The 23,605-nt window shown below is 71.9% G+C and carries 23 protein-coding genes; 13 read left to right on the top strand and 10 right to left on the bottom strand.

All coding sequences use genetic code 11. The features are described from left to right. Positions 1 to 199: 199 nt before the first annotated feature. Positions 200 to 892, bottom strand: coding sequence for a hypothetical protein (locus tag ACWD5F_RS38730; protein ID WP_451260945.1), 693 nt, complete (start codon positions 890 to 892; stop codon positions 200 to 202). A 32-nt stretch (positions 893 to 924) separates the two neighbouring features. Continuing rightward, positions 925 to 1,746 (bottom strand): hypothetical protein, encoded by an 822-nt coding sequence (locus tag ACWD5F_RS38725; protein WP_451260944.1) that lies wholly within the window; start codon positions 1,744 to 1,746, stop codon positions 925 to 927. A 334-nt stretch (positions 1,747 to 2,080) separates the two neighbouring features. Here ACWD5F_RS38725 and purN point away from each other — a divergent pair, with 334 nt between their 5' ends. The 3 genes from purN (at position 2,081) to ACWD5F_RS38710 (ending at position 5,145) form a co-directional block, all read left to right on the top strand. Further along, complete coding sequence (purN, locus tag ACWD5F_RS38720; protein WP_451260943.1) at positions 2,081 to 2,719, top strand: phosphoribosylglycinamide formyltransferase; 639 nt, start codon at positions 2,081 to 2,083, stop codon at positions 2,717 to 2,719. After that, on the top strand, positions 2,716 to 4,290 hold the full coding sequence (gene purH / locus ACWD5F_RS38715; RefSeq protein ID WP_451260942.1) for a bifunctional phosphoribosylaminoimidazolecarboxamide formyltransferase/IMP cyclohydrolase: 1,575 nt from the start codon (positions 2,716 to 2,718) through the stop codon (positions 4,288 to 4,290). The genes purN and purH overlap by 4 nt, the downstream gene beginning before the upstream one ends. Before the next feature lie 114 nt (positions 4,291 to 4,404). Then, the gene (locus ACWD5F_RS38710; protein ID WP_451260941.1) at positions 4,405 to 5,145 is read left to right on the top strand and encodes an AAA family ATPase; all 741 of its coding nucleotides are present in this window, start codon (positions 4,405 to 4,407) and stop codon (positions 5,143 to 5,145) included. 91 nt (positions 5,146 to 5,236) lie between these two features. Here the strand turns inward: ACWD5F_RS38710 and ACWD5F_RS38705 are convergent, their stop codons facing one another. The 4 genes from ACWD5F_RS38705 to ACWD5F_RS38690 all read right to left on the bottom strand — a co-directional run bounded on the left by ACWD5F_RS38705 (position 5,237) and on the right by ACWD5F_RS38690 (position 8,863). After that, positions 5,237 to 5,638 (bottom strand): hypothetical protein, encoded by a 402-nt coding sequence (locus ACWD5F_RS38705; protein ID WP_451260940.1) that lies wholly within the window; start codon positions 5,636 to 5,638, stop codon positions 5,237 to 5,239. A 90-nt stretch (positions 5,639 to 5,728) separates the two neighbouring features. Then, positions 5,729 to 7,288: a protein kinase domain-containing protein gene (locus ACWD5F_RS38700; protein WP_451260939.1), complete on the bottom strand. Its 1,560-nt coding sequence runs from the start codon at positions 7,286 to 7,288 to the stop codon at positions 5,729 to 5,731. Further along, on the bottom strand, positions 7,285 to 8,034 hold the full coding sequence (locus ACWD5F_RS38695) for an FHA domain-containing protein (protein ID WP_401713844.1): 750 nt from the start codon (positions 8,032 to 8,034) through the stop codon (positions 7,285 to 7,287). Before ACWD5F_RS38695 ends, ACWD5F_RS38700 begins: the two co-directional genes overlap by 4 nt. Before the next feature lie 139 nt (positions 8,035 to 8,173). Continuing rightward, positions 8,174 to 8,863, bottom strand: a complete 690-nt coding sequence (locus ACWD5F_RS38690) for an RDD family protein (protein WP_451260938.1) — start codon at positions 8,861 to 8,863, stop codon at positions 8,174 to 8,176. Positions 8,864 to 9,116: 253 nt separating this feature from the next. Between ACWD5F_RS38690 and ACWD5F_RS38685 the strand changes: the two genes are divergently transcribed. From ACWD5F_RS38685 to ACWD5F_RS38660, 6 genes are all read left to right on the top strand, one after another. After that, on the top strand, positions 9,117 to 9,974 hold the full coding sequence (locus tag ACWD5F_RS38685; RefSeq protein WP_123998210.1) for a bifunctional methylenetetrahydrofolate dehydrogenase/methenyltetrahydrofolate cyclohydrolase: 858 nt from the start codon (positions 9,117 to 9,119) through the stop codon (positions 9,972 to 9,974). A gap of 82 nt (positions 9,975 to 10,056) precedes the next feature. Next, positions 10,057 to 10,587 (top strand): DUF3017 domain-containing protein, encoded by a 531-nt coding sequence (locus ACWD5F_RS38680; RefSeq protein WP_401714423.1) that lies wholly within the window; start codon positions 10,057 to 10,059, stop codon positions 10,585 to 10,587. 244 nt (positions 10,588 to 10,831) lie between these two features. Next, positions 10,832 to 11,326, top strand: coding sequence for a helix-turn-helix domain-containing protein (locus tag ACWD5F_RS38675; protein ID WP_451260937.1), 495 nt, complete (start codon positions 10,832 to 10,834; stop codon positions 11,324 to 11,326). Positions 11,327 to 11,707: 381 nt separating this feature from the next. Further along, positions 11,708 to 12,982 carry a DUF2690 domain-containing protein gene (locus ACWD5F_RS38670; protein WP_451260936.1) on the top strand — a complete coding sequence of 425 codons (1,275 nt, stop codon included), beginning with the start codon at positions 11,708 to 11,710 and terminating at the stop codon, positions 12,980 to 12,982. A 358-nt stretch (positions 12,983 to 13,340) separates the two neighbouring features. Then, positions 13,341 to 14,330, top strand: a complete 990-nt coding sequence (locus ACWD5F_RS38665; RefSeq protein WP_401713835.1) for a malate dehydrogenase — start codon at positions 13,341 to 13,343, stop codon at positions 14,328 to 14,330. Positions 14,331 to 14,488: 158 nt separating this feature from the next. Continuing rightward, a complete protein-coding gene (locus tag ACWD5F_RS38660; RefSeq protein WP_451260935.1) occupies positions 14,489 to 15,418 on the top strand; it encodes a hypothetical protein in 930 nt (309 codons plus the stop codon). A 60-nt stretch (positions 15,419 to 15,478) separates the two neighbouring features. Here the strand turns inward: ACWD5F_RS38660 and ACWD5F_RS38655 are convergent, their stop codons facing one another. Together ACWD5F_RS38655 and ACWD5F_RS38650 are read right to left on the bottom strand one after the other, a co-directional pair. Next, the gene (locus ACWD5F_RS38655) at positions 15,479 to 16,168 is read right to left on the bottom strand and encodes a siderophore-interacting protein (protein ID WP_451260934.1); all 690 of its coding nucleotides are present in this window, start codon (positions 16,166 to 16,168) and stop codon (positions 15,479 to 15,481) included. 41 nt (positions 16,169 to 16,209) lie between these two features. After that, positions 16,210 to 17,619 carry an MFS transporter gene (locus ACWD5F_RS38650; protein ID WP_451260933.1) on the bottom strand — a complete coding sequence of 470 codons (1,410 nt, stop codon included), beginning with the start codon at positions 17,617 to 17,619 and terminating at the stop codon, positions 16,210 to 16,212. Positions 17,620 to 17,741: 122 nt separating this feature from the next. On the opposite strand from ACWD5F_RS38650, the gene ACWD5F_RS38645 reads away from it, so the two are divergent. After that, positions 17,742 to 18,716 carry a LysR family transcriptional regulator gene (locus tag ACWD5F_RS38645; protein WP_451260932.1) on the top strand — a complete coding sequence of 325 codons (975 nt, stop codon included), beginning with the start codon at positions 17,742 to 17,744 and terminating at the stop codon, positions 18,714 to 18,716. On the opposite strand, the gene ACWD5F_RS38640 is transcribed toward ACWD5F_RS38645, so the two are convergent. After that, positions 18,671 to 19,627, bottom strand: coding sequence for a bifunctional helix-turn-helix transcriptional regulator/GNAT family N-acetyltransferase (locus tag ACWD5F_RS38640; protein WP_451260931.1), 957 nt, complete (start codon positions 19,625 to 19,627; stop codon positions 18,671 to 18,673). The two genes, ACWD5F_RS38645 and ACWD5F_RS38640, sit on opposite strands and share 46 nt — an antisense overlap. Before the next feature lie 164 nt (positions 19,628 to 19,791). Here ACWD5F_RS38640 and ACWD5F_RS38635 point away from each other — a divergent pair, with 164 nt between their 5' ends. The 3 genes from ACWD5F_RS38635 to ACWD5F_RS38625 all read left to right on the top strand — a co-directional run bounded on the left by ACWD5F_RS38635 (position 19,792) and on the right by ACWD5F_RS38625 (position 22,727). Next, positions 19,792 to 21,474 carry a hypothetical protein gene (locus ACWD5F_RS38635; RefSeq protein ID WP_451260930.1) on the top strand — a complete coding sequence of 561 codons (1,683 nt, stop codon included), beginning with the start codon at positions 19,792 to 19,794 and terminating at the stop codon, positions 21,472 to 21,474. Next, entirely contained in the window at positions 21,464 to 21,823 is a 360-nt protein-coding gene (locus tag ACWD5F_RS38630; RefSeq protein WP_451260929.1) for a hypothetical protein, read from the top strand. The genes ACWD5F_RS38635 and ACWD5F_RS38630 overlap by 11 nt, the downstream gene beginning before the upstream one ends. 178 nt (positions 21,824 to 22,001) lie before the next feature. Continuing rightward, positions 22,002 to 22,727 (top strand): hypothetical protein, encoded by a 726-nt coding sequence (locus ACWD5F_RS38625; protein WP_451260928.1) that lies wholly within the window; start codon positions 22,002 to 22,004, stop codon positions 22,725 to 22,727. A 31-nt stretch (positions 22,728 to 22,758) separates the two neighbouring features. Here the strand turns inward: ACWD5F_RS38625 and ACWD5F_RS38620 are convergent, their stop codons facing one another. Continuing rightward, positions 22,759 to 23,514 carry a hypothetical protein gene (locus tag ACWD5F_RS38620; protein WP_451260927.1) on the bottom strand — a complete coding sequence of 252 codons (756 nt, stop codon included), beginning with the start codon at positions 23,512 to 23,514 and terminating at the stop codon, positions 22,759 to 22,761. Positions 23,515 to 23,605: the final 91 nt, after the last annotated feature.

Genomic DNA, 23,605 nt, shown 5'->3' with positions numbered 1-23,605 from the left:
CTGCTGCTCAGCGCGGCGGCGGCACGGCTCGCCTCGTCCTCAAACGCCGGACGGGCTGAGAGATGCGGGCTGGCGTTCAGGAGGCGCAGCCCGGTGGGGGTGGGTGGGGGTTTGGGATGGCAGAGCCTCGTCCTCAAACGCCGGACGGGCTGAAAGATGCGGACCGGAGTTCAGGAGGAGCAGCCCCGCAAGAGCGCCGTCAGTTCTCGGGCTTGATCTTTGAGGACAGGAAGGCCAGCCCTGCCGTTGTCGCGATGAAGCCTCCGGCCAGTTCCTCGTAGCCCTTGAAGTACGCGACGAAGATGGCGATGGCCGACGCTGTCGCGATGACGTCTATGGCTCGGCCGATGACGCGTCGGAGTTTGCCCGGTGGGGGCGGGTGGTGGGGGTTCGGGGGGTTTCCCCAGTACGGGAACGGGCCCGGTCTTGGTTTCCAGCCGTCGTCCAGGAGGCTTACGAACTCCGGGTGGTGGCGGGCGTAGCCCAGGCGGTGGGGGGCCAGGCGGCGCCACGGCAGGTGAGCGTGTCTGATCGCGAGCCACGCCAGTCCCGGCAGGCAGGCCACGATCGCCCAGATCGCCGCGACCGTCCGTTCCGTCGGTGACGTCGGCAGGATGCCGAGGAGGTGGTCCAGCTGGCCGCTTGCCGAGTAGGCGATCAGGGAGGCCGCGAAGAGTATCGCCGCTGTCACTTCCAGCTGGTGGCCCGTGTGGCAGCGCGCGCACCTCGGTACGTGCACCACCTCCCTGCGCCACGTGGTGCGCAGGACGACGATCCATGCCGTCATGTTCGTCTCGGCGCCTCGGTGCAGGCCCATGACGCGGTCGTGCCACGACGGCGGTGCGGCCTTCTCGCAGAACCAGCACTCCCGATCCTGATCCGGATACCGCACCACGAACTCCCCCCGACGGCCCGCCTGTTACATCAGCTGTTCGTCCCCAGAATGTTCCGCAGCTCCGACGGCAGCAGCTGCTCGCAAGCCTGCTTCGCCTGGTTGGTGAGAGCGTCGCTGGTGCAGGTGTAGTAGTCGCTGTACACCAGCTGGGCGGTGAACGTCGCGCCCACCAGCGCGATGGCCAGGGTCGCCGTGACCAGGCCGCTGATCGCTGCCGTGGTCTGGGGGCGCGGGGCGGACGTGTCGGTGGTGTCCTGGGCCGCTCGGGCCTTCGCGCGCAGCGCGCTGATGCCCCAGTAGAGGGAGAGCGCCCCGAGGAGCAGGGCCACGTACGGCCAGCTGAAGAGGGCGAAGAAGAAGGCCCACATGCCGGAGAGCAGGGAGTAGCGGGCGCGGCGCTGGATGGGGTCCGTCGGGTCCCAGCGCATGCCCGTGTTCGGGCCGTTGCCGCCCGGGTTCTCGGGGGCCGAGGGGCCGGGGCGGTCTCCGGGGCGGTCGCCGAAGCCGCCCTGGGAGCGGCCGGGCTGGCGGTCGCTCCACTGGCTGCCCCAGGGGGACGGTGAGGTGCCGTCGCTCTGCGCGTCGTCGCCCTCCGTGGGGCGGCGCGGCTGCCAGGGGCGGTCCGGCGTGCCCTCCGGCGGCGGCGCGAACGGGTTGTCGTCCTGGCCGCCACTGTGCTGGCCGCCACCGCTCTGGCCGGCGCCGCTCTGCTCGTCGCCGTCGCCGGTCTTCTTGCCCGAGGGCGCGTCCGGGGGCGAGGCGGGGCGCTCTCGGAGCAGGACGGCGCCACGCTCCCCTCCCCGCGCCGGGAGCGGAGAGAGCGTGAAGAGTCGCAGGCTGCGGTCCGACATCAAGTGAGCGTCTTCCCCTTGGTCCGATTCCGATTCGGGTGCGGTCGTGCTGTGCGGTTGGCCAGGTTCGTGGCCGGCCAGGTATGCGAGTGGTCAGGTAGAGCGCGCGAACTGTCACTTCGTGAACGCGTCGCACCACCACCGCGTTCCCGAGCCCGTCCCTCGCAGACGCTACCTTCCGGCCACGCCCCCGTCCCACGGGGGCCGTCCGGTGTGCCGGTATCGTTGCTGACGGCCGACCGCTTCGTAGACTTCCCCGTATCCCGGGGCGCGAAGCATTCGTACGACTGTACAAACCGGCCGTACAGATGCTCCCCCGAGAAAGGGCCCCACCGTGGCCGCCACTCCCGCCGGCCGAGCGGTCAAGCGCCTCGTCGTGCTGGTCTCCGGATCCGGCACCAATCTGCAGGCGCTGCTCGACGAGATCCAGCGGACCGGCATCGAGGCCTACGGCGCCGAGATCGTGGCCGTCGGCGCCGACCGCGACGGCATCGAGGGGCTCGCGCGCGCCGAGCGGGCCGGGCTGCCGACCTTCGTGTGCAAGGTGAAGGACTTCGGGAGCCGGGGGGAGTGGGACGCCGCCCTCGCGCAGGCCGTGGCCGACCACGACCCCGATCTCGTGGTCTCCGCCGGGTTCATGAAGATCGTGGGGAAGGAGTTCCTCGCGCTCTTCGGGGGGCGGTTCGTGAACACGCATCCCGCGCTGCTGCCCAGTTTCCCGGGGGCCCACGGCGTGCGGGACGCGCTCGCGTACGGCGCCAAGGTGACCGGTTGCACCGTCCACTTCGTCGACGACGGCGTCGACACCGGACCGATCATCGCCCAGGGCGTGGTCGAGGTCCGGGACGAGGACGACGAGAGCGCTCTGCACGAGCGCATCAAGGAAGTCGAGCGAAGGCTGCTCGTCGAGGTCGTGGGGCGGCTCGCCCGCAACGGCCATCGCATTGAGGGACGAAAGGTAGTTATCCAGTGACCGCCGAGACCATCGAGAACGGCAAGCGCGCGATTCGCCGGGCGCTCGTCAGCGTCTACGACAAGACCGGTCTGGAAGAGCTGGCGCGCGGGCTGCACGAGGCCGGGGTCGCGCTCGTCTCCACCGGTTCCACCGCCGCCCGCATCGCCGCCGCCGGTGTCCCCGTCACCAAGGTCGAGGAGCTCACCGGCTTCCCCGAGTGCCTGGACGGCCGGGTCAAGACCCTGCACCCCAAGGTGCACGCGGGCATCCTTGCCGACCTGCGCCTGGAGAGCCACCGGCAGCAGCTCGCCGAGCTGGGTGTCGAGCCCTTCGACCTCGTCGTCGTCAACCTCTACCCGTTCCGCGAGACCGTCGCCTCGGGCGCCTCGCCCGACGAGTGCGTCGAGCAGATCGACATCGGCGGTCCATCGATGGTGCGCGCCGCCGCCAAGAACCATCCGTCCGTGTCCGTGGTCACCAGCCCCGCGCGGTACGCCGATGTCCTGGCCGCCGTGCAGCACGGCGGGTTCGACCTCTCCACCCGCAAGCGGCTCGCCGCCGAGGCCTTCCAGCACACGGCGACCTACGACATCGCGGTCGCCTCCTGGTTCGCGAGCGCCTACGCGCCCGTGGACGACTCGCTGTTCCCCGACTTCCTGGGCGCCACCCTGGAGCGCAAGAACACCCTGCGGTACGGCGAGAACCCGCACCAGCCCGCCGCCCTCTACGTCGACGGCACGGGCGTCGGTCTCGCCGAGGCCGAGCAGCTGCACGGCAAGGAGATGTCGTACAACAACTACACGGACACGGATGCCGCCCGCCGTGCCGCGTACGACCACGACGAGCCCTGTGTCGCGATCATCAAGCACGCCAACCCGTGCGGGATCGCGATCGCCTCGGACGTCGCCGAGGCGCACCGCAAGGCGCACGCGTGCGACCCGCTGTCGGCGTTCGGCGGCGTGATCGCCGTCAACCGGCCGGTCAGCAAGGAGATGGCGGAGCAGGTCGCCGAGATCTTCACCGAGGTCATCGTCGCGCCCGACTACGAGGAGGGGGCCCTGGAGGCCCTCGCCAAGAAGAAGAACATCCGGGTGCTGAAGGCGCCGGCCGCGCCCTCCCACCCGGCCGAGGTCAAGCCCATCGACGGGGGCGCCCTGCTCCAGGTCACCGACCGGCTCCAGGCCGACGGCGACGACCCGGCCAACTGGACGCTGGCGACCGGCGAGGCCCTGACCGCCGACGAGCTGGCCGAGCTGTCCTTCGCCTGGAAGGCCTGCCGGGCGGTGAAGTCCAACGCCATCCTGCTCGCCAAGGACGGTGCCTCCGTCGGCGTCGGCATGGGCCAGGTCAACCGCGTCGACTCCGCGAAGCTGGCCGTCGAGCGGGCCGGTGAGGAACGCGCGCGTGGCGCCTACGCCGCCTCCGACGCCTTCTTCCCCTTCCCCGACGGCCTGGAGATCCTGACCGCGGCCGGCGTCAAGGCCGTGGTCCAGCCCGGCGGTTCGGTCCGCGACGAACTGGTCGTGGAGGCCGCGAAGAAGGCCGGCGTCACCATGTACTTCACGGGGACGCGGCACTTCTTCCACTGACGGCAAGGGACAACGGGCGGCGGTCGGAGCGATCCGGTCGCCGCCCTGCCCTTTCCCCCTGCCCCCGGTCGTTGACCCCTGCCGTTGTCAGTGGTGGGTGAGAGCCTTGGGGGCATGATCGTCGAACGCGCCTACGCGCATGTCGCCGAGGCCGAGCGGGGCGACGGGAGTCAGTGGCCGTGGTCGGTGCCGTGCGTGCGGCAGCTGCTCGACGGCGGGCTCCGGTTCACCGCCCCGGTCACGTTCCTGGTGGGGGAGAACGGATCGGGGAAGTCGACCCTCGTCGAGGCCCTGGCCGAGGCCTTCGGCCTGGATTCCTGGGGCGGGTCGGCCGGGAACCGGTACGCGGGTCCGCGTGAGCCGTCGCCGCTGGGCGGGCGCATGCGGTTCGAGGCGGCGAAGACCGGGCGGCGGATGCTCCAGGGGCCGCGGACCCGCCGCAGAGGCTTCTTCCTGCGGGCCGAGACCGCGCTCGACGCGCTCGGCCGGGAGCGGGGGCGCGGGCGGATATCCGGATCCCCGGAGGAGATGAGCCACGGCGAGGGTTTCCTGATGGCCTTCCGCGAGCGCTTCCAGGAACCGGGGCTGTACGTCCTGGACGAGCCCGAGGCCGCGCTGTCCTTCGCCTCCTGCCTGGAACTGGTCGGGCTGCTGGACGAGTTGGCGCGCGGCGGCGGCCAGGTCGTCTGCGCCACGCACTCGCCGTTGCTGACCGCGCTGCCCGGCGCGGCGATCGTCGAGGTGGGCGAGCACGGGATGCGGCCGGCCCAGTGGCAGGACCTGGAGATCGTCGACCACTGGCGACGGTATCTGGACGACCCGTGGCTCTATCTGCGGCACATCGTGGGGAGTTGAGCGGCACGCGGGTGTGACGCGAGCGGGGCACGGCGGAAGCGGAGCTCCGGCCCTCCCCCGAGGAAGCCGGAACTCCGCCGTGAGCCGGGCGTCAGCAGATGGCGAGACCAGGGATGGGCTCGTAGTTGTTGCCGCCCGAGACCTCGTTCGCCGGGAACCAGCCCCAGCCGTCCTCGGAGTAGGCGTCGTCGCCCTGGGTGTAGAGCCACCAGTTGTTGCGGGCGTCGCCGACCGGTGCGTTCTCGCCGTACTGGATCTGGCAGACGAACCAGTTGTCCCCGGCGTACAGATAGCCGGTGTCCGTCTCGAAGAAGCCGACGGCGTCGCCCTGGTAGTTGTGGCAGTAACGGGCGGTGTACGTCTTGCCGTTGAACGACTTCTGGCCCGCGTCCCCCCAGCAGCCGCTCGCCGCGGACGCGCTCGCCGGCGTCAGGGCGACGGCGCTCATCGCCAGTACCGCTGCCGCGCCGAGCGACGCGAGGATGCGCTTCATGGTGTGTCCCTCCGGTGCTGCCACCCCCGTTGGTGGACACGACCACCGTGGTGTACGCCGCCCGCGCGCGGAACCTCGGAACTCTCAGGGTCACTTCGCGCCCGGCGGCGTGTACTCCTTGAGGTAGTGGGCGACGCGGGTGGTGTAGGCACGGTTCTGCTCGGGGATGCCGCCGGTCGCGTTCACCTTCTTGTACGAGGTCCGGTAGGAGGCGGCGAGCAGGAGGCGCCGGTCGCCGGGCAGCGAGGTGTCCAGGCGCGGTTCCATGAAGCACAGGTAGCGGGCCATCGCCGGGATCGACTGGGCCGGCGTGAGCGGCGGTCGGGGAGTCTTCTTGGCCGGGACGCCGTCCGAGCGCAGCCACCAGCGCAGCACGCTCGGGGTCCAGCGGGCGATGCCGTACTCGCCCTCCCCGCCCGCGGTCGGATCCGACAGATCGGCGTCGAAGTTGCTCTCCGTCTTGAGCATCGCCGCGATGAGCGCGGGCGAGACCTCGTGCTGGAGACAGTCGTGGGCCGAGTCGACGATCATCCGCCGGTACTGCACCGGGACGCCCTTGTCGGTGCGGAGTTCGGCGGCGCCGTACGTGGCGGCCGTGTTCTTGCCGGACGCGTTCGCGCCGCCCGTCGTGCCCGAGTCGGCCCAGGTGGTGATCCCGTATGCCAGGGCCGCCACGGCGGCCGTCGCGACCGCCGAGGCCAGGGCCAGCACGGCCCGGCGCCGGCGCGGCAGCGGGGCCCGGGGCAGCTTGGGGGAGCGGCCCGTGCCCGCTGCCGCCTCGACCCGGCGCAGCAGCGCGTCGGTGCCGATGCGGTCGGCGTGCGTACGGGCCAGACAGTCCCGCACGATCTCCCGCCAGGCGTCCGGGAGTTCGGGCGCCAGCCGGAGTTCGTCGTGACCGCGCGCGTAGGCGGCGGCCGCGTCCCGGCGGGCGCTCGGGGTGCCGCCGGGCAGCGGGAAGGCGCCGGTCAGCAGGAGGTGGGCCAGCACGCCGAACGCCCAGACGTCCGCCGACGGGCGGATCCGGCGCCCGCGTTCGCCGATCTCCGCCCAGAGCAGTTCGGGGGGCGTGTAGTCCGGGGTGGAGAACGCGGGCGTGTACGCGTGCGTGCCCTCCAGTTCGGCCGCCATGTTGAAGTCGGCGAGCCGCGCCGAACCGTCCGCCATCAGCAGCACGTTGGCCGGTTTCAGATCCCCGTGCACCCAGCCCGCGTGATGCAGCTGGGCCAGCCCCTCGCAGATCTGCGCCAGCAGCGCGGGCCCGGCGGCCGGGCGGGGCGCGGCGGCGAGCAGGTCGGCCAGGGAGCGCTCCGCCCGCTCCAGTACGAGGACGGTGGCGCCGTCGAGCCGGGGGCGCTCCGGGTCGTCGACGACGAGGGTCTCGTACATCCGGATCAGTCGGGGGCGGGTCAGCCGGCGGTACAGGTCGATCTCGCGCTCGACGAGTTCGCGCAGGTGGGCCAGTTGGCGCGGGGTGTCCGTGCCGGTGGGCAGGAACTTGAGGGCGGCCACGCGGGGGAGGTCGCCGTCGCCGCCGGTGCGCCGGCCCTCGTAGACACTGCCGAAGGCGCCCGTCGCGATGGGCTCGCGCACCTCCCAGGCGCCGACCCGGTAGCCGCTGGGCACCGGGACGGCGTACGGCTCGGTCACCGGGACACCCGGCCCGGCCGCTCGGCGGCCAGCACGATCAGGTCGTCCTCGCGCACCAGGTCGAAGCGGAGCGCCAGGGAGACCAGGGACTCCTTCTTGCCGTTGAGGCGCGGGCCCGAGTCGGCCTCCTCGGGGCCGGGCTTCAGGCGCAGCTTCACGGCCAGGTAGTCGATGTTCCACTGCACCGAAGTGCGGGACGCGGCGGGCCAGTTGGGGCGCAGCCGGTCGACGACCTGGTCGACGGTGGGCAGCGGGGCGTGCGGTTCGCCGCGCAGGCGGGGCTCGCACAGGGCGGCCAGGACCGCGAAGTAGCGCTTGGTGCGGTCGACGGAGAAGGCGGGCGCGGTGGTGTCGCCGGCCAGGCCGCCCTCGGTGCGCAGATAGTCGTGGCGCGGTGCCCAGACCTGGATCGGCAGCAGGTCGCCCGCGGCCGGCAGCACGATCCGCGAGAACTCGAAGGGGACCGGGGCGTCGAGGCGGCCGGGTCCGACCTTGATGTGCTCGCCCGCGCCCTCCGGGTTCTCCACGACGTAGGTCTGTCCGCCGCTCAAGTTGCTCAGCGTCCAGAAGGCGCCCTGGGCGGTGATCGCGCCCGCGCGGCGGGACACGCCGTCGTGCGTGATCGCGAGGTCGTTGTCGCGCGCCAGCCGTCCGAAGGTGATCCGTTCGCCCGGCGCGAGCCGGAGCTGGGTGCGGTCGCGCTCGTCCTCCGTGGTCGTCGGAGGTACCACGATGATGCTGTACAAGGTGCGTCTCCCCGTGCCTGCCCGCTACGGAGGTCAGACTAGGCGGACGTGGCAGGGCCGTGTCCCCCTAGGACGGGTGAGACACGGCCCTTGCACAGGAATGGCGCGAACGTGATGCCCGCGATGGTTCGGCGGCGGGTCAGTTCTGGATGACCATCGTGCTCGCGGCCTTGTCGTGCCAGCCCTGCTGGCGGCCCGACTTGTCCCAGAACGGCGAGAGGTAGACGAGCAGCGAGCCGATACCGCAGGCGAGGGAGCCGACCATCGGGATGACCCAGCGGATGAACGCGGAGCCCAGGCCCGGCTTCTGGCCGGTGTCGACCTTCACCACGCGGATGCCGACGGCGAGCTTGCCCAGGGTGGCGCCGAACGCGGCGATCATCAGCAGTTCGTAGAGCAGGCCGATGATCGCGAGGATGAGGATGACGGCGCCGAACTTGGCCGCGATGTCCGAACCCGCGTCGTTGATGCAGGTGTCGTAGTCGGCGGCGTTCACGTCGCAGTCCTTGGCCGAGTTCACGGCGCCCGCGACACCCGCGACGGCGAGGATCGTGTAGATGATGCCGAACGCGACACCGTCGATCGCCCGGGCGCCGAAGCGGCGGCCCATCGAGGCGACGCGCGGACCGGGACCGCCGCCGGGGTAACCGGGCTGCTGCGGATAGCCGTAACCCTGCTGCGGGGGGACACCGGGGGCCTGCGGATAGCCGTAGCCGGGGGGCTGCTGGCCCTGCTGGGGATAGGGCTGGCCCTGCTGGGGGTAGCCGTAGCCGGGCTGCTGCGGATTCTGCGGCTGCCCGTACGGGTTGTTCGGCGAACCGAAGCTCATGGCTGGTTTCCTCCGTTGCGCATGGGGACGGCGCGGACCGCACGGAGGAACGACATGAAGTGAGCGGTTTGCCCCCCGAACACGAACCGCGGTACTGCGCCGCTCATCGTTCTTCACGCGCGTCTTACTTGTCCAGCGGCATTCCCTATGTGTTGTGCAAGTGCAACATCGACGATCATGGCCGGATATCGGGTACGGGAGCGCCGGGGACCCGGATTGGAACCGGGGGCCGGTCATCCGCGAGGATGGGGTCATGACCGCCCAGATTCTCGATGGCAAGGCCACCGCAGCCGCGATCAAGTCCGATCTGACCGCCCGCGTGGCGGCGCTGAAGGAGAAGGGCGTCACGCCCGGCCTCGGCACGATCCTGGTCGGGGACGACCCCGGCAGTCAGAAGTACGTCGCCGGCAAGCACCGCGACTGCGCGCAGGTCGGCATCGCCTCCATCCAGCGCGAACTGCCCGCCACGGCGACGCAGGAGGAGATCGAGGCGGTCGTCCGCGAACTGAACGAGGACCCGGAGTGCACGGGTTACATCGTGCAACTCCCGCTGCCCAAGGGCATCGACGAGAACCGGATCCTGGAGCTGATGGACCCGGACAAGGACGCGGACGGCCTGCACCCGATGAACCTCGGCCGCCTCGTGCTCAACGAGCCGGCCCCGCTGCCCTGCACCCCCAACGGTGTCCTGACCCTCCTCCGCCAGTACGGCGTCGAGATCAAGGGCGCCGAGGTCGTGGTCGTCGGCCGCGGTGTCACCATCGGCCGCCCGATGCCGCTGCTGCTCACCCGCCGCAGCGAGAACGCGACCGTGACCCAGTGCCACACCGGCACGCGCGACCTCTCCTCGCACCTCAAGCGCGCCGACATCATCGTCGCCGCGGCCGGCTCCGCCCACCTGGTCCGCCCCGAGGACGTCAAGCCGGGCGCGGCCGTCCTCGACGTCGGCGTCTCGCGCAGCGCCGAGGGCAAGATCGTGGGCGACGTCCACCCGGGCGTCGCCGAGGTGGCCGGCTGGATCTCCCCCAACCCCGGCGGCGTGGGCCCGATGACCCGGGCCCAGCTCCTGGTCAACGTGGTCGAGGCGGCGGAGCGCAGTGCCGCCGGCTGAGCGGGGGGAGGCCGGGTCGGCCGACGTGGAGCCCGCCGAGCGGGCCGAGGGCTCGGCGGCGGATGACCCGCAGACGGGTGACGTGAGGGCCGAAGAAGCTACGGCGGACGCCCCGGAGGGGCCCGAGCAGCAGGCGGAGGCTGTCGTGCGGAGTGCGATCAGTGCGAGCGGCGCCGAGCAGGACGCCGACGCCGGTGCCGAGAGCGGGCGGAAGCCGCGCCGCGGCACCCGGCGGTTCCCGTTGTTCACGCGGGACACCGCGCGCCCCGAGGGCGGTGGCCGGGCGGCGCCCCGTGACGCGCCGGCGCCCGCTCGGCAGTGGCCGATCCTCGCCGTGCTGGGGCTCGTCGCGCTCGGCCTGCTGCTGACCGCGCTGGACGCCTTCCGGTACGGCACGCTGCTGATCGGCGTCGCCCTGCTGGCCGGCGGTGTGCTGCGCTGGGTCATGCCCGACGTCGGCATGCTCGCCGTCCGCTCCCGCTTCACGGACATCGCCACGTACGGCCTGCTCGGCCTCGCGATCGTCCTGCTGGCGATGATGGTGCAGCCGCACCCCTGGCTGCAGATCCCGTTCCTCAAGGACACCCTGCACTTCACCGTGAGCAGCAGCTAGGACCACCGCGCACGACGACGGCCCGTCCTCTCCCCCGAGCAAGGACGGGCCGTCGCCACGCCTCACCCTCGTGCACGTCGAACCGCCTGTTCAACGCCTGTCAGCGCGCTGTGGCACAGCGGTGACCGTTCCGCGACGGTGTCCGTGCCGTGCCACGGGCGGCGCGGGCCGCGCACGGGAACCAACGACCGTCCGACGTCGTCCATCGCACCGACCGGACAACGCGACGCCAAGGAGGTGTGTGATGAGCGCCTGGCAGCCGCTGCCCGACGATCTGCCGCCGGAGGTGCGGCACTTCGTGGAGCAGTTGCGGCTCCTCAAGGACCGCACGGGGCTCAGCCTCGTCGCACTCGGCGCCCGCACCGCCTACAGCAAGTCCTCCTGGCACCGCTACCTCAACGCCACCCAGCCCCCGCCCCGCCAGGCCGTCACCGCCCTGTGCCGGATCGCGGGCCTCGCCGGATCCGACGCCGAACGCTTCACCGTCCGCTGGGAACTGGCCGTCCGCGCCTGGCCCCGCCCGGCCACCCTGCCGTCGAGCCCCGCCGGCGCCCCGGGCGGCCCCGGCGCCTCCGGCGGCGAGGAGTACGAGGACGACCCCACCCTGCCCTGGTGGGACACGCCCCCAGAGGAGGAGCGCGGCGGACGGCTGCCGGGCGGAAAACTGCTCCTGTACGCCGTACTGCTGCTCCTGTTCCTGCTCCTTGCCGCAGTCGTCGGCGCCCTCGCCCTGGGGTGAGTTGCCCCTGGGTGGGCCGAATAGGGCCGAGGCGGGTGGGGTTGTCCGTGTGTGGCTGCGGTGTCGATGTATTGACAAGTTTGCGGATTTGACACGGGGTTGTGAAACAAGGGCGCTAGCGTAGGCGGGTCCGGCCGGGGAGGTCGAGGGGGACCCTCGGTGGGACACTGGACCACGACCCGCCGGGCGTGCAACGGTGCATGTCCGCGGCTCAACGCTCCCGTGCGCCCCCACCCCGGGAACTGAGATCCTTAGTGGGCGCATCCCTGTGGGTAGCCAGAACGGGGACTCGGAACAGGGCGCCACGCGCGGGGGAAAACGCGAGGAAGACCAGCACGAACCGGGGGGAAGAGGGGGGAAGCAATGCCTCGTTGGAGGGCCTTGCCGGATGAACTCGATCCGCAGGTCAGGGAGTTCGCGAGCCAGCTGCGCCGGCTTGTGGACCGCAGCGGCCTGAGCATCGCGTCGGTGGCCGACCGCACGGGCTACAGCAAGACGTCCTGGGAGAGATATCTCAACGGGCGGCTGCTGGCACCCAAGGGCGCGATCGTCGCCCTGGCGGAGGTCACCGGCACCAATCCGATCCATCTGACCACGATGTGGGAGCTCGCCGAGCGTGCCTGGAGCCGTTCGGAGATGCGCCACGACATGACCATGGAGGCCATCCGGATCTCCCAGGCGCGCGCCGCGCTCGGGGAGTTCGGGGCGCCGCCGGCGAACGCCAAGGGCAGCAGGACGGCCCGCAAGGGCGGGAGCGCGACGGCGATACCCGGAGTGGCGGGACCGGCGGGCGTGGCACCGACGGTGCCGCCGCAGCCGACGGCGCCCGACACCCGTGACGCGCGGGAGGTACGCGATCCGGCGGCGACTCCCGCCGACGCGGCCGGCGGGTCCTCGGGGGCGTCCTCCTCCGGCGGCAACTCCTGGGGGATCGCCGGGTACCAGCGGCCACCGCAGACCGCGGCCCGCGCCTCGGGAACCGCGTCCCCGGCATTGACACCGGCGTCGGCCTCGTCCCCGGTGCCCGACGGACCCGGCTGGACGCCGGGCACGCCGAGCCCGTTCGGGCAGCAGCCGCAGGGCGGTTCCGCGGGGTCCGCAGGTTCAGCGGGGTCCGTCGGGTCGGGTGGCTCCGGCCGCTCGCGCGGAGACGGCGGTGGCAGGCGGCGGCTGACGATGTTCCTCGCGGGCGTCGTCGGCGTGCTGGTCGTCATAGCGGCCGTGTTCTTCCTGACCGACAAAGGCAAGGACAAGACGGACGACGACGCCAAGGCCTCGGTCTCGCCCTCGGCCAGCGTCCAGACCGACCTGCCGCCCGGCGTGAAGTGCGCGGGCGCCTCCTGCACCGGCAAGGACGCCGAGGCGATGGGCTGCACGACGGACGCCAACGCGGTGACGACCGCGAAGACCGCCACCGTCGGCACGACCGTCGTCGAGGTCCGGTACAGCGAGACCTGCGGCGCCGCCTGGGGCCGTATCACCCAGGCCGCCCAGGGCGACCAGGTCCAGGTGGCCGCGGGCGCCGCGAAGGAGAACGACAGCATCACGACGGCCGGCGACACCATCGCGTACACGCCGATGGTCGCGGTGAAGGACGCGGGCGAGGCGACGGCGTGCGCGACCCTCGCGTCCGGGCAGAAGGGGTGCGCCCAGTAGCGCAGCGGAGACGGCGAAAAAAGGGGGGCGGCCGCCCGGTCCGGGAGAGGGGGACCGAGGCGGCCGCCTTGTGGGGGTGCCGACTGTGCCGGACTCCCGTGGGGGTACGGTTCGCGTGCCCGAGTTGGGGGCGACTATGCGTACCGCCCGCGAAATGGTGCGAGGGTTCACTCGACCGAGTGATCCGATGCCGTGAGCCGACAACGGTGAGGGCTGTGGGACGGGCCACATCGGACCCGGACGTACGCGATCCCGGATGCGCGATAGCCTGACCGGTGGATCTCTCTTGATACCAAGAGATCGATCATCTGTACGTCCCACCCGGACGCTCCACCGCCAGCTGTATACGGAGAACGCCATGACCCGCACTCCCGTGAACGTCACCGTCACCGGCGCGGCCGGCCAGATCGGTTACGCCCTGCTCTTCCGCATCGCCTCCGGCCAGCTGCTCGGCGCGGACGTGCCGGTCAAGCTGCGCCTCCTGGAGATCACCCCGGCGCTCAAGGCCGCCGAGGGCACGGCGATGGAGCTCGACGACTCCGCCTTCCCGCTCCTCCAGGGCATCGACATCACCGACGACCCGAACGTCGCCTTCGCCGGCGCCAACGTCGCCCTCCTCGTGGGCGCCCGCCCGCGCACCAAGGGCATGGAGCGCGGCGACCTGCTCTCCGCCAACGGCGGCATCTTCAAGCCGCAGGGCAAGGCCATCAACGACAACGCCGCGGACGACATCAAGGTCCTCGTCGTCGGCAACCCGGCCAACACCAACGCGCTCATCGCGCAGGCCGCCGCCCCGGACGTACCGGCCGAGCGCTTCACCGCGATGACCCGCCTGGACCACAACCGCGCGCTGACCCAGCTCGCGAAGAAGACGGGCACCACGGTCGCCGACATCAAGCGCCTGACCATCTGGGGCAACCACTCCGCCACCCAGTACCCCGACATCTTCCACGCCACGGTCGCCGGCAAGAACGCCGCCGAGACCGTGAACGACGAGAAGTGGCTGGCCGAGGACTTCATCCCGACCGTCGCCAAGCGCGGTGCCGCGATCATCGAGGCCCGCGGCGCGTCCTCCGCGGCCTCCGCCGCCAACGCCGCCATCGACCACGTCCACACCTGGGTCAACGGCACGGCGGACGGCGACTGGACCTCCATGGGCATCCCGTCGGACGGTTCCTACGGCGTCCCGGAGGGCCTCATCTCCTCCTTCCCGGTCACCACCAAGGACGGCGTCTACGAGATCGTCCAGGGCCTGGACATCAACGAGTTCTCCCGCGCCCGCATCGACGCGTCGGTGCAGGAGCTGACGGAGGAGCGCGAGGCGGTCCGCGCCCTCGGTCTGATCTGAGCCACCCTCAGTAGGGCTCTTCGGCCCCGCTCACCCCACGGCTTCTGTCACGAGCCTGCACGGGCCCTGTTCCGGTTCCATCCGGAACGGGGCCCGCGTCCGTTTTCGCCGCTACCGTCAGGACAGGTGCCCGCCAGGGTGATATCGGGGGGTTCGCGATGAGCGGATGGAACGGCTACAGCTCGGGTTCCGGCGAGCGTGAGCCGAGCGAGGAGAGCGGGCAGGCGGCCTGGTCGGGAGGGCGGTCCACACCGCCGCCGGACTGGGCGAGCGCGGAGACCCGTACGAACGTCACGCCCCCCGACTGGGTCGCTGCCCACGGTCGCCCGGGCGATCCGGTGCCGCCGCCCACGGGTTGGGCACCACCGGCCCCTTATCCGTATCCGCCGCCCGCGCCGGCGCCCGGCCGGTCCGGCGGCGCACGCCGGCTGCTCGTCACGCTCACGGCCACGGTCGTGCTCGGCGCGGGCGCGGGGGCCGGGTTCTGGTACGTCGATCGGGACGGCTCCACCGGCGATACGGCGACCCCTGCGACCAGCGTCAGCGCCGGCACGAGTGAGAGTCCGCAGCCGCGGACCTCCACCCCGCCCGCCTCGCCCCTGGCTTCCGTGACGCCCAACTCGCCGTCCCCGTCCACCGGTTACCGCCGTGCCCAGGACCCGACCGGCTACACCGTCGACGTGCCCGAGGGCTGGACCCGTCGGCAGAAGACGGGGCAGCTCGCGCCCGTGGTCTTCTACGACGCTCCCGGCGACAGCCGCCAGTTGCAGATCTTCCGGGTCTCCGAGGCCACGCCCTACGAGTCCCTCGAACTGGCCGAGACCGACCCCGGCTACGGGTTCGCGAAGCAGCCCGGGTATCAGGTGATCGAGCGCGATCGCGGGGACACCTGGGCCGAGTTGACGTACCGCTACGACGATCCGGAGACGGGGGCGCGACAGATCGTCGACCACCGGTTCCGGGCGGCCGACGGGTCGCTGTACGCGATCCGGGCGGGCGGACCGGCGGAGTTGGCACCGGAGTCGGTGCGGGAGCCGCTCGCCATGGCGGTGCGGTCCTTCTGCCCGGCGGGCGCGGAGTGCACATGAGTCGGGCTGCGGGAGTGCGTGCGAGTCGGGCTGCGGGAGTGCCCGTGAGCCGGCCCGCGCCTACTCCAGGCCGCGCTTGCCCGGTGCCCAGAACGGCTTGGTGAGGACGGACCGTCGGTCCCAGCCCGCCTCGCGGACCAGGATCTGCCGTACCTGCTGCACGGTCCGCGCCTCGCCGGCGACGTAGGCGATCCCGCCCGGCTCGGGGGCCAGCCGTTGGACCGCGTCCGGGAGTGAAGTGGCGCCCCTGGTCAGCCAGTTCAGGCGGTCCGCGTGGGGGAGCGGGAGTCGGTCGTCGGGTGCCTCCGTCTCCACGCACCCGGAGATCCGCGCGTCCTCGGGCAGCGCGGCCAGCATCGCGCCGAAGGCGACGGACGCCGTCTCCTCGCCGACGAAGACGTGGTGGGTGGCGTCGGGGCGGAGGGTGAAGGTGCCCTCGGGCTTCCGCAGCCGCACCTGGTCCCCGACGCCGACGCTCTTCCCCCAACGGGCCCCGGGTCCCCCCTCGGAGTGGTCGAGGACGCGCAACTCGACGGCGCCGGACGGGTCGTAGTGCCACACGGAGTACGTCCGCAGGGTCAGGCCGCCGACCAGGACGCGTACCTGCTGGCCGGGGCGGACCTCGAGTCCGGCGAGGGCGTCGCCCTCGACGCGCAGTCGGCGCATGCGGGCGGTGACGGGTTCGGCCGCGGTGACCGTGGCGCGGAGGGTCAGCAGGTCGAGGACGGGGTTCAGGAGGGCGGCGGGCACGGGGGCTCCTCAACTGGGTCGCGCGTGAGGGGAGTCGATGATCAGATGCGACGGGATGAACGCGATAGTACGCGTTTCCCGTCGGACGCGATAGTGCGTGTGGTGGTGGTCCGGTCGCGGTGTCCGACGATCACGAGGGCCGTCGCCGCGAGGACGATGAACGCCACCGTACGCAGGGCCGGGCCCATGCCCTGAGCCAGGTCGGGGTGGGCGGCCAGGATGGTGCCGGTGACCGCGACGCCGAGGGCCGCGCCGAGTTCGCGGGCGGAGGTGCCCAGGCCGGAGCCGAGGCCCGTCTGGTGGGGCGGCAGCGAGGTGACGACACCGACCGTGAGCGCGGGCATCGACAGCCCGGTGCCCGCCGAGATCACGAGCAGCCAGCAGGCGTACGTCCAGTACGGGGTGCCCGCGTCGGCGGTGGACGCGCCGAGCAGGCCCAGGCCGATGAGGGCGAGACCGGTGCCGATGACCGGACGCGGGCGGTGCGCCCAGCGGACGGCGAGCCTCGGGACCAGGGCCATGCCGATCGTCAGCGGCACGATCGCGACGCCGGTGACGGCGGCGCCGTAGCCCTTGATGCCTTGCAGGTACTGGGAGTTGACGTAGAAGAGGGAGAACAGGCCGAAGAAGCCGGTGGCCGTGCCGAGGGTGGCCGCGCGGAGGGTGGGGGAGGTGAAGACGCGCGGGTCGAGGAGCGGGGTGCGGGAGCGCAGGGCGTGGAGTGTGAACGCCGCTGTGAGGGCGGCGCCCGTCGCGAAGGCCGTGATGATGCGCGGGGAGGTCCAGCCGTGGGCCGGGCCCTCGATGATGCCGAAGAGGACGGCGACCAAGCCGGTGGTCAGCAGGACCGTACCGGTGGGGTCGAGGTTGCCGTGCGCGGCGCGGGCCGTGCGGGGTGTGGTGAGGGTGACTGCGAGGGCCAGCAGGGCGGCCAGCGGCACCATCGCCCCGAACAGGGCACGCCAGGACAGGAATTGGCCGACCAGGCCGCCGCCGAGGTTCCCGGCGAGTCCGCCGAGGCCGAGGGCCAGGGTCCAGGACGCCATCGCGCGGGATCGGTGTTCCGGAGCGGAGAGGTGGACCAGGATCGACATCGTCGCCGGGGTGATCAGCGCCGCGCCCGCGCCGGACAGGCCGCGGCCCGCGATCAGCGTCGCCGGGTTCTGGGCGAGCGCGCTGGTGGCGGCGCCCGCCGCGAAGAGGGCGAGACCGGCGAGCAGCGCGCCCTTGCGGCCGTACCGGTCGCCCAGGGCGCCGGCCGGGATGAGGAGTCCGGCGAAGACGATGACGTACGCGTCGACCATCCACAGGAGTTGGGTGTGCGAGGGGTGCAGGGAGGACGAACTCAGCTGTGGGATCAGGAGGTTGATGGCGGCGACCATGCTCTGCGCGACGAGCACGCAGGCGCAGAGGGTGAGCAGGACGGACCGTTTGAGGGCAGGCGGGGGCATGGCTCCTCCAGGGAGCTTCGGTGTGGTGCGGGAGGTGTGGTGCGGGAGGTGTGGTGAGGGATGCCCTGTCACCGTAGGCTCGGCAGTGGCCTGCTTTCCAGTGCAACCTTTGCAAGGGGAGAATGCGTGTGACGCAATCCGCGAGTTCCGGCGGCTCAGGGGGTCTGGACCTCAATCTGCTGGTCGCCCTCGACGTGCTGCTCGAGGAGCAGAGCGTGCAGGGTGCCGCCCGGCGGCTGCATCTCTCCGAACCCGCCATGAGCCGCACCCTGGGCCGGATCCGCAAGGCGCTCGGCGATCCTGTGCTGGTCCGCGCCGGGCGGCAGATGGTGCCCACCCCGCACGCGCTGGCCGTGCGGGCCGAGGTGAGCGCGGTGGTGGAGCGGGCCCGGGCCCTGTTCGCGCCCGGCCGGGGCGCCGACCTCAGAACCGTCAGCCGGACGCTCACGATCATCGGGCACGACGCGCTCGCCGCCCTGTACGGCGCCCGGCTGCTCGCGCGCGCCTCCGAGGAGGCGCCCGGCATCCGGATCCGCTTCCTCGCCGAGAGCCATGTCGACGCGCCGGTCCTGCGCCAGGGCACCGCCGACCTGGAGGTCGGGGTCCTGGACGCGACGGCGCCCGAGGTGCACCACGAACTCCTCTACGAGGACCGGATGGTCGGCGTCGTCCGGCCCGGACACCCTTTGCTGGAGGGGGAGTTGACGCCCGAGCGGTTCGCGGGCGAGGCCGACCACCTGATCGTCTCGCGGCGCGGCAAACTGCACGGTCCCGTCGACGCGCGGCTCGCCGAACTCGGCCTGAAACGCCGAGTGGTGGGCACCGTCGGCACCTTTCCCGCCTCGCTGTTCGTGCTGCGCGACACCGACCTGATCGGCCTGATCAGCTACTGGACCGTGCCGCTGGCCGTCTCACTGGGCCTGGTCACCTTCGACGTACCGCTGCAACTCCCGGTTCTCGAGCTGGGGTTGGCCTGGCATCCACGGCATGACGCCGACCCGGCACACGCGTGGTTGCGGGCCTGTGTGCGGGAGCTGCTGGGGGAGGAGGGTCAGCGGGCGCCGGCCAGCCGCTTCTCGAACCAGTGGGAGGCGTAGACGTGGTCGACGTAGGCCGGGATCTCCGTGTACCCGCACGCCCGGTACATCGCCTGCGCCTCCGTGAGCACCGCGTGCGTGTCCAGTCGTACGACGTCGAAGCCGTGCTCCACGGCCGACCGCTCCAGCTCCGCGAGGATCCGGCGGGCCAGGCCCAGGCGGCGGGCCTCGGGGTGGACCCAGACGTGCCGGATCTCGCCCACGCCCGGCTCCAGCGTCCGTAGCGCCCCGCAGGCCATGGGCCGCCCCTCCTCGTACGCGACGAAGAAGGCGCCCGCGTCGCCCGTGACCTCCTCGGGCCGTACGAGGTCGGACTTGTCGAAGCCCTCCGGGAAGCGAGCGCCGATGTCGGCCGCGTAGCCGTCCAGGCAGGCGCGGGCGTCCTCGGCGGCGCCGTCGACCAAGGTGACCGTGATCGCGGCAAGGCGGAGCAGGCGCTGGGCGGTGGCCATCGCGTGGGTGAGTTCGGCGCGCTGGGGCTCGCTGAGGGTGTCGAGGAGGCCGGCCGCGAGCGCGTTGGCCCGGCGGTTCTGCTCCTTGATCTCGACGCGTCCCGCCGGGGTCAGTTCGACCCTGCGCAGCCGGTTGTCGGCCGGGTCCGTGCCGATCCGGACCACGCCCTGCGCCTCCAGGGTCTTCGCCATCCGGCTCAGATACCCGGCGTCGAGCCCGAGACGGCCGCGCAGCTCGCGCAGCGAGACCCCGCCGCCGACGTCGACGCCGTTGTCGCCCCCGCCCGCGCCGCGGCTCCCGCTCTCGATCTCGAAGAGCAGGCGGGCCTCGCCGAGCGGGCGGTCCTGGCCGAGGTAGTGGTCGTCGAGCGCGCCGATACGGCGGGTGAAGTAGCGGTTGAACCGACGGAGGGTCGCCACCTGCTCCGCCGACACCGATTCCGTGTTGTCGGGCCTCATATTTCTTTGACCTTAGTCAAAGATTCCGGGCCTGTCCATGTCTGCCCGTGCCTGTCATTCCGCTTCCGTCCGTCACTTCCGTCGCTCTATGCTGATGGTTTGTCAACTAGACGTCTGACAACGGTCTTTCCACGCATCGGGGGAACCGCGTGACTACCGCTTCCTTGCCTTCCTTACCTCCGCACGCCAGTGAGGCGACCCGGCTGCTGTGCGCGGGCACCTATCTGGACTCCGGCTACCGCGACCGCGTCATCGAGGAGCTCCACCTCAACGAACAGCGGATGGTGGCCCCCTCGCTCGGCTTCGACGCCGCCCGGGTCCTCGCCCACGCCCTGCGCGCCCGCCGCCACGAGCTGCTGTGGGCCGGGGCCGTCATCGGTCTGTGGGTGGTGGGGGCGCCGCTCAGCGGCGGGCTCCTCGCCTTCTTCCTGTGGCCGAGCGTGGCGCTCGCGATCGCGCCCTGGGTCAGGGGCCGGGCCGCGGAGCCGCCGCTGTACCGGCTGATCCCGGCGTTCCTGCTCCGCTGGTGGGGGCGGGTGTTCTTCGCGGTGTTCCTGGTCCTCACGGTCCTCGCCGCGTTCGGCGAAGGCTCGGACACCGCGGACACGTCCGGCTCCTCGGACCCGGCGAGCCTCGGTGACGTCGTCGTCCCGAGCCTCGACGACATCGGCGGCCTCGCCGAGCCGTGGCACGCCTGGGTCACGCTCGGGGTGTTCGCGCTCATCGCGCTGTGCCTGCACGCGCAGCGCGATCAGTTCAGCCGGGCGCTGGCCGCCGAACTCTCCCCGCAGCGCTTCCCGGACGCCGCCGCCGACCCCGCCGAACAGGCCGACGGCCCCCGTCTCCGGCGGCTCACGCAGCGCATCCGGCTGGAACAGCACGCGCCGCTGGTCATGTACCACGAGGCCCGTCCGTTCTGCGGGGCGGGAACGGCGTACGACACCTGGGTGCTCGCGGTGGAACTGCGGCCGGACGAGACCAACAGCCGTCGGCCGCTGAGCAACCGCGTGGTCCTGGAGCGGATCCGTCCGCTGCTCGAACAGCTCCGGGTGCCCGCCGAGTACGCGGGTCCCGGTGTCCGGGACCGGCTGCGCTGGCTGGAGATCGACGAGTGCGTGTTCCTGCCGGCCGAGGGGCTGACCAGCCGGGAGCAGGCGCCGTACACCCCGCAGGCCTTCGAGGAGCACCGGGCGCGGGCCGTCGAGGAGGGCGCCGAGAAACGGCGGCACTTCCTGCGGATCCGCGTCGGCGGCTGGGAGGAGGAGTTGGTGGTCACGGTCTTCGTGCGCATCCACACGCAGGGCAGCATGCTGATGCTGGAGATCGCCCCGCACGTACTGACGCCGGTGCGGGCGGAGTTCAAGGACGCCGACCGTACGGCGCACCGGTTCCGCAACAACAACGCGCTCGGCAAGGGCGCGGCGGCCCTCGCCCAGGTGCCGGCCTCGGCGGGGCGTGCGCTGGCCCAACTCGGCCGCGGCCTCTACTACTTCTGGCGCCTGCTGACCGGCGGCTACGCGGGCGCGCTGCCCGACGGCCCCGCGCTGTCGGTCCGCGAACTGGGCGCGGTGCCCGCGGGTTCTCTCTTCCAGGAGATGGACGTCGCCCGCTATCTGCGCAGCGTGCAGGACCGGGTCGCGAACGGTGTACGGGTCGCGCTCGCCGAATGCGGTTACGAGACCGGCGAGTTCGTCCAGAAGATCGTCAACATCAGCAACGGCGACGTGAACATCGGCCGGGTCGAGGGCAGCACGTTCGCCGTCGGCAGCCATGCGACCGCGTCCGCCTCAGCCACTGTCTCGGGCGGCCCCGCGCCGCAGAAGGGGGCGGAGAGCCATGCCCAGTGAAGAACCGAACGTCAGCTTCGGAAACGTCTCGGACAGCACCTTCGCGGTCGGCAGCCACGCCCACGCCGAGAGCCACCACCAGCACGGGCCGGCCGGGGAGCGCGACCAGGCGACCGAGGAACTGCTCGCGGCGGTACGGGAGTTGAGAGCCGACCTGGAACGGGTGCGGGCGAGCGAACAGACGGCGGCACTGGCGGCGGAGCTCGCGGAGACCGAGACCGAGATCACCGGCACGGGCCAGGCGGGGCACAGCCGCCGCCAACGCCTGCGCGAGCTGCTCGCCGACTCCCAGTCCTTGCTCGACGTCCTCGCCTCGGCGGGTGCGGTCGCCGCGCTGGTGGGGTTGTGAGAGGGGTGCGATGAGCGGGGGAGAGCGGTACTGGAACGAGGATCTGCAACGGTGGGAGGAGAGGGCGGGGGAGGGCGCGGGGTCGGTGACTCCGCCGACGCCTCCCGTCAACGAGTGGGCCACTGTGGGTAGTTGGGCACCCGAGGCGCCGGCCCCCGCTCCCGCGACCGTCGATGGGATGAATCGGCGGCTCGTGTGGTCCGTGGTCGTCGGGGCGGCCGTGGTCGGGGTGGCCGTGAGTCTCGTCCTGACGTTGGTCGTGGGGAAGGGCGACGGCGGGGCGGACGACAAGCCGGTCGCGGGGAGTTCCGTGGGGTCTCCGTCGCCGTCGGAGTCGAGTGGTGCCGGGGTGACGCCCGGCGAGGGGACGTTCTCCCCGTCGGTGTCGGTGTCGCCGTCGGTCTTCGGGCCGCCCGCCGGGTACGAGAAGTACGACGACGCGGAGGGGTTCCAGATCGCGGTTCCCGAGGGGTGGACGCGGGGTACGGTCGACTCCGAGTTCGGGATCGCGGTGGTCAACTACCGCAGTGCGGACCGGACTCACCGGTTGCAGGTGTACCAGGTGGCGGAGGATTCCCCGGCCGCCTCCTTCGAGCTGTTCCTGTCGGACCGGACCAGCAAGGCCGCCGGTTTCCGGAAGCTCGATCTGCAGACGCTCGACGACGGGCAGTTCACCGGCTCGCGCCTCGAATACCTGGCCGACACCATCAAGGGCGAGCCCGACGTCGGTACCTGGCACGTCTACGACGAGCGTTTCGTCGCGGCCGACGGCAACATCTACGCCCTCGCCTCCTACGGCCCCGACTCCGACGGGCGAGCGGACGAACTCGCCCGTCTGGCCACCGCGTTGACCTGGTTCTGCCCGCCCTACACCTCCTGCGGCACCGACGCCGGCCTGGACTGACGGGACAGGGGGACGGCACACCGACGCGGCCTCACGCGGTGCCCAACTCCTGCTGGAGCTTCCCGATGTCCACCGTGTCGTCCGGCGCGGGGGTCGCCGACGGCACCGGTTCGCCGTAGTCCCCGAAGGTCAGGGTCATGTCGGTGCCGTCGCCCTTCTGGGTGGCCTCGACCAGGCGGTGCGGGGCGGCCGAAGTGACGTACAGAACCGTCTTCTTGCCGTCCCGCGTGCCCTTCAGCGGGATGACCTTCGTGCCGTCGATCTTCGTCTCGGCGCCCTTGGCGAGCGGGGTGTCGCTGGTGGACCCGCCGGTGTAGAGCTCCTTCTGGAACGCGGTGAGGTCGCAGGTGCCGGACAGGCTCTTCAGCAGGGAGTCCTTCGTGGAGCCGTGGATGTAGCGGTTCTTGAAGAGCTCGGCCACCGCCTCGCCCTGGCCGCCGGGCACCTGGGCCTTCCAGAACGCGGTGTCCGGCTTCATCCACACCTCCTCGCCCCGCTTGACCAGTTCGAGGCTGCCCCCGCCGGAGCCCATCCGCAGCGTGCCGACGCAGTTGCCGTCCCGGTCCAGGGCCAGGTCCATCGAGGTCGGCTGGGTCTTGCTGTCCTTGGCGTCCGTGCCGCGGTCGGTCAGTTTCAGGTGCACGGAGTCGGTCTTGAGGAGGTTGTCCTTGGCCTGGTCGGCCAGTTCCCCGGCGGAGGGGCCGTCGTCGGCCACCGCGACGGCTGGGGCGACGGACAGCAGCAGGGCCGCGCTCGCCGCCGTGCAGATCAACGCCTTCCTGGTCATTGCTCCACCTCCAGGCTCTGCCCCACGGGTCGGCCTCACCGTTCAGCGTACGGTTCGCCCCATTTGCCCGCATGCCCAGTGACACAGCGCA

The organism is Streptomyces sp. NPDC002499, assembly GCF_053595415.1.
This window is presented reverse-complemented; position numbering and strand designations above follow the sequence as displayed.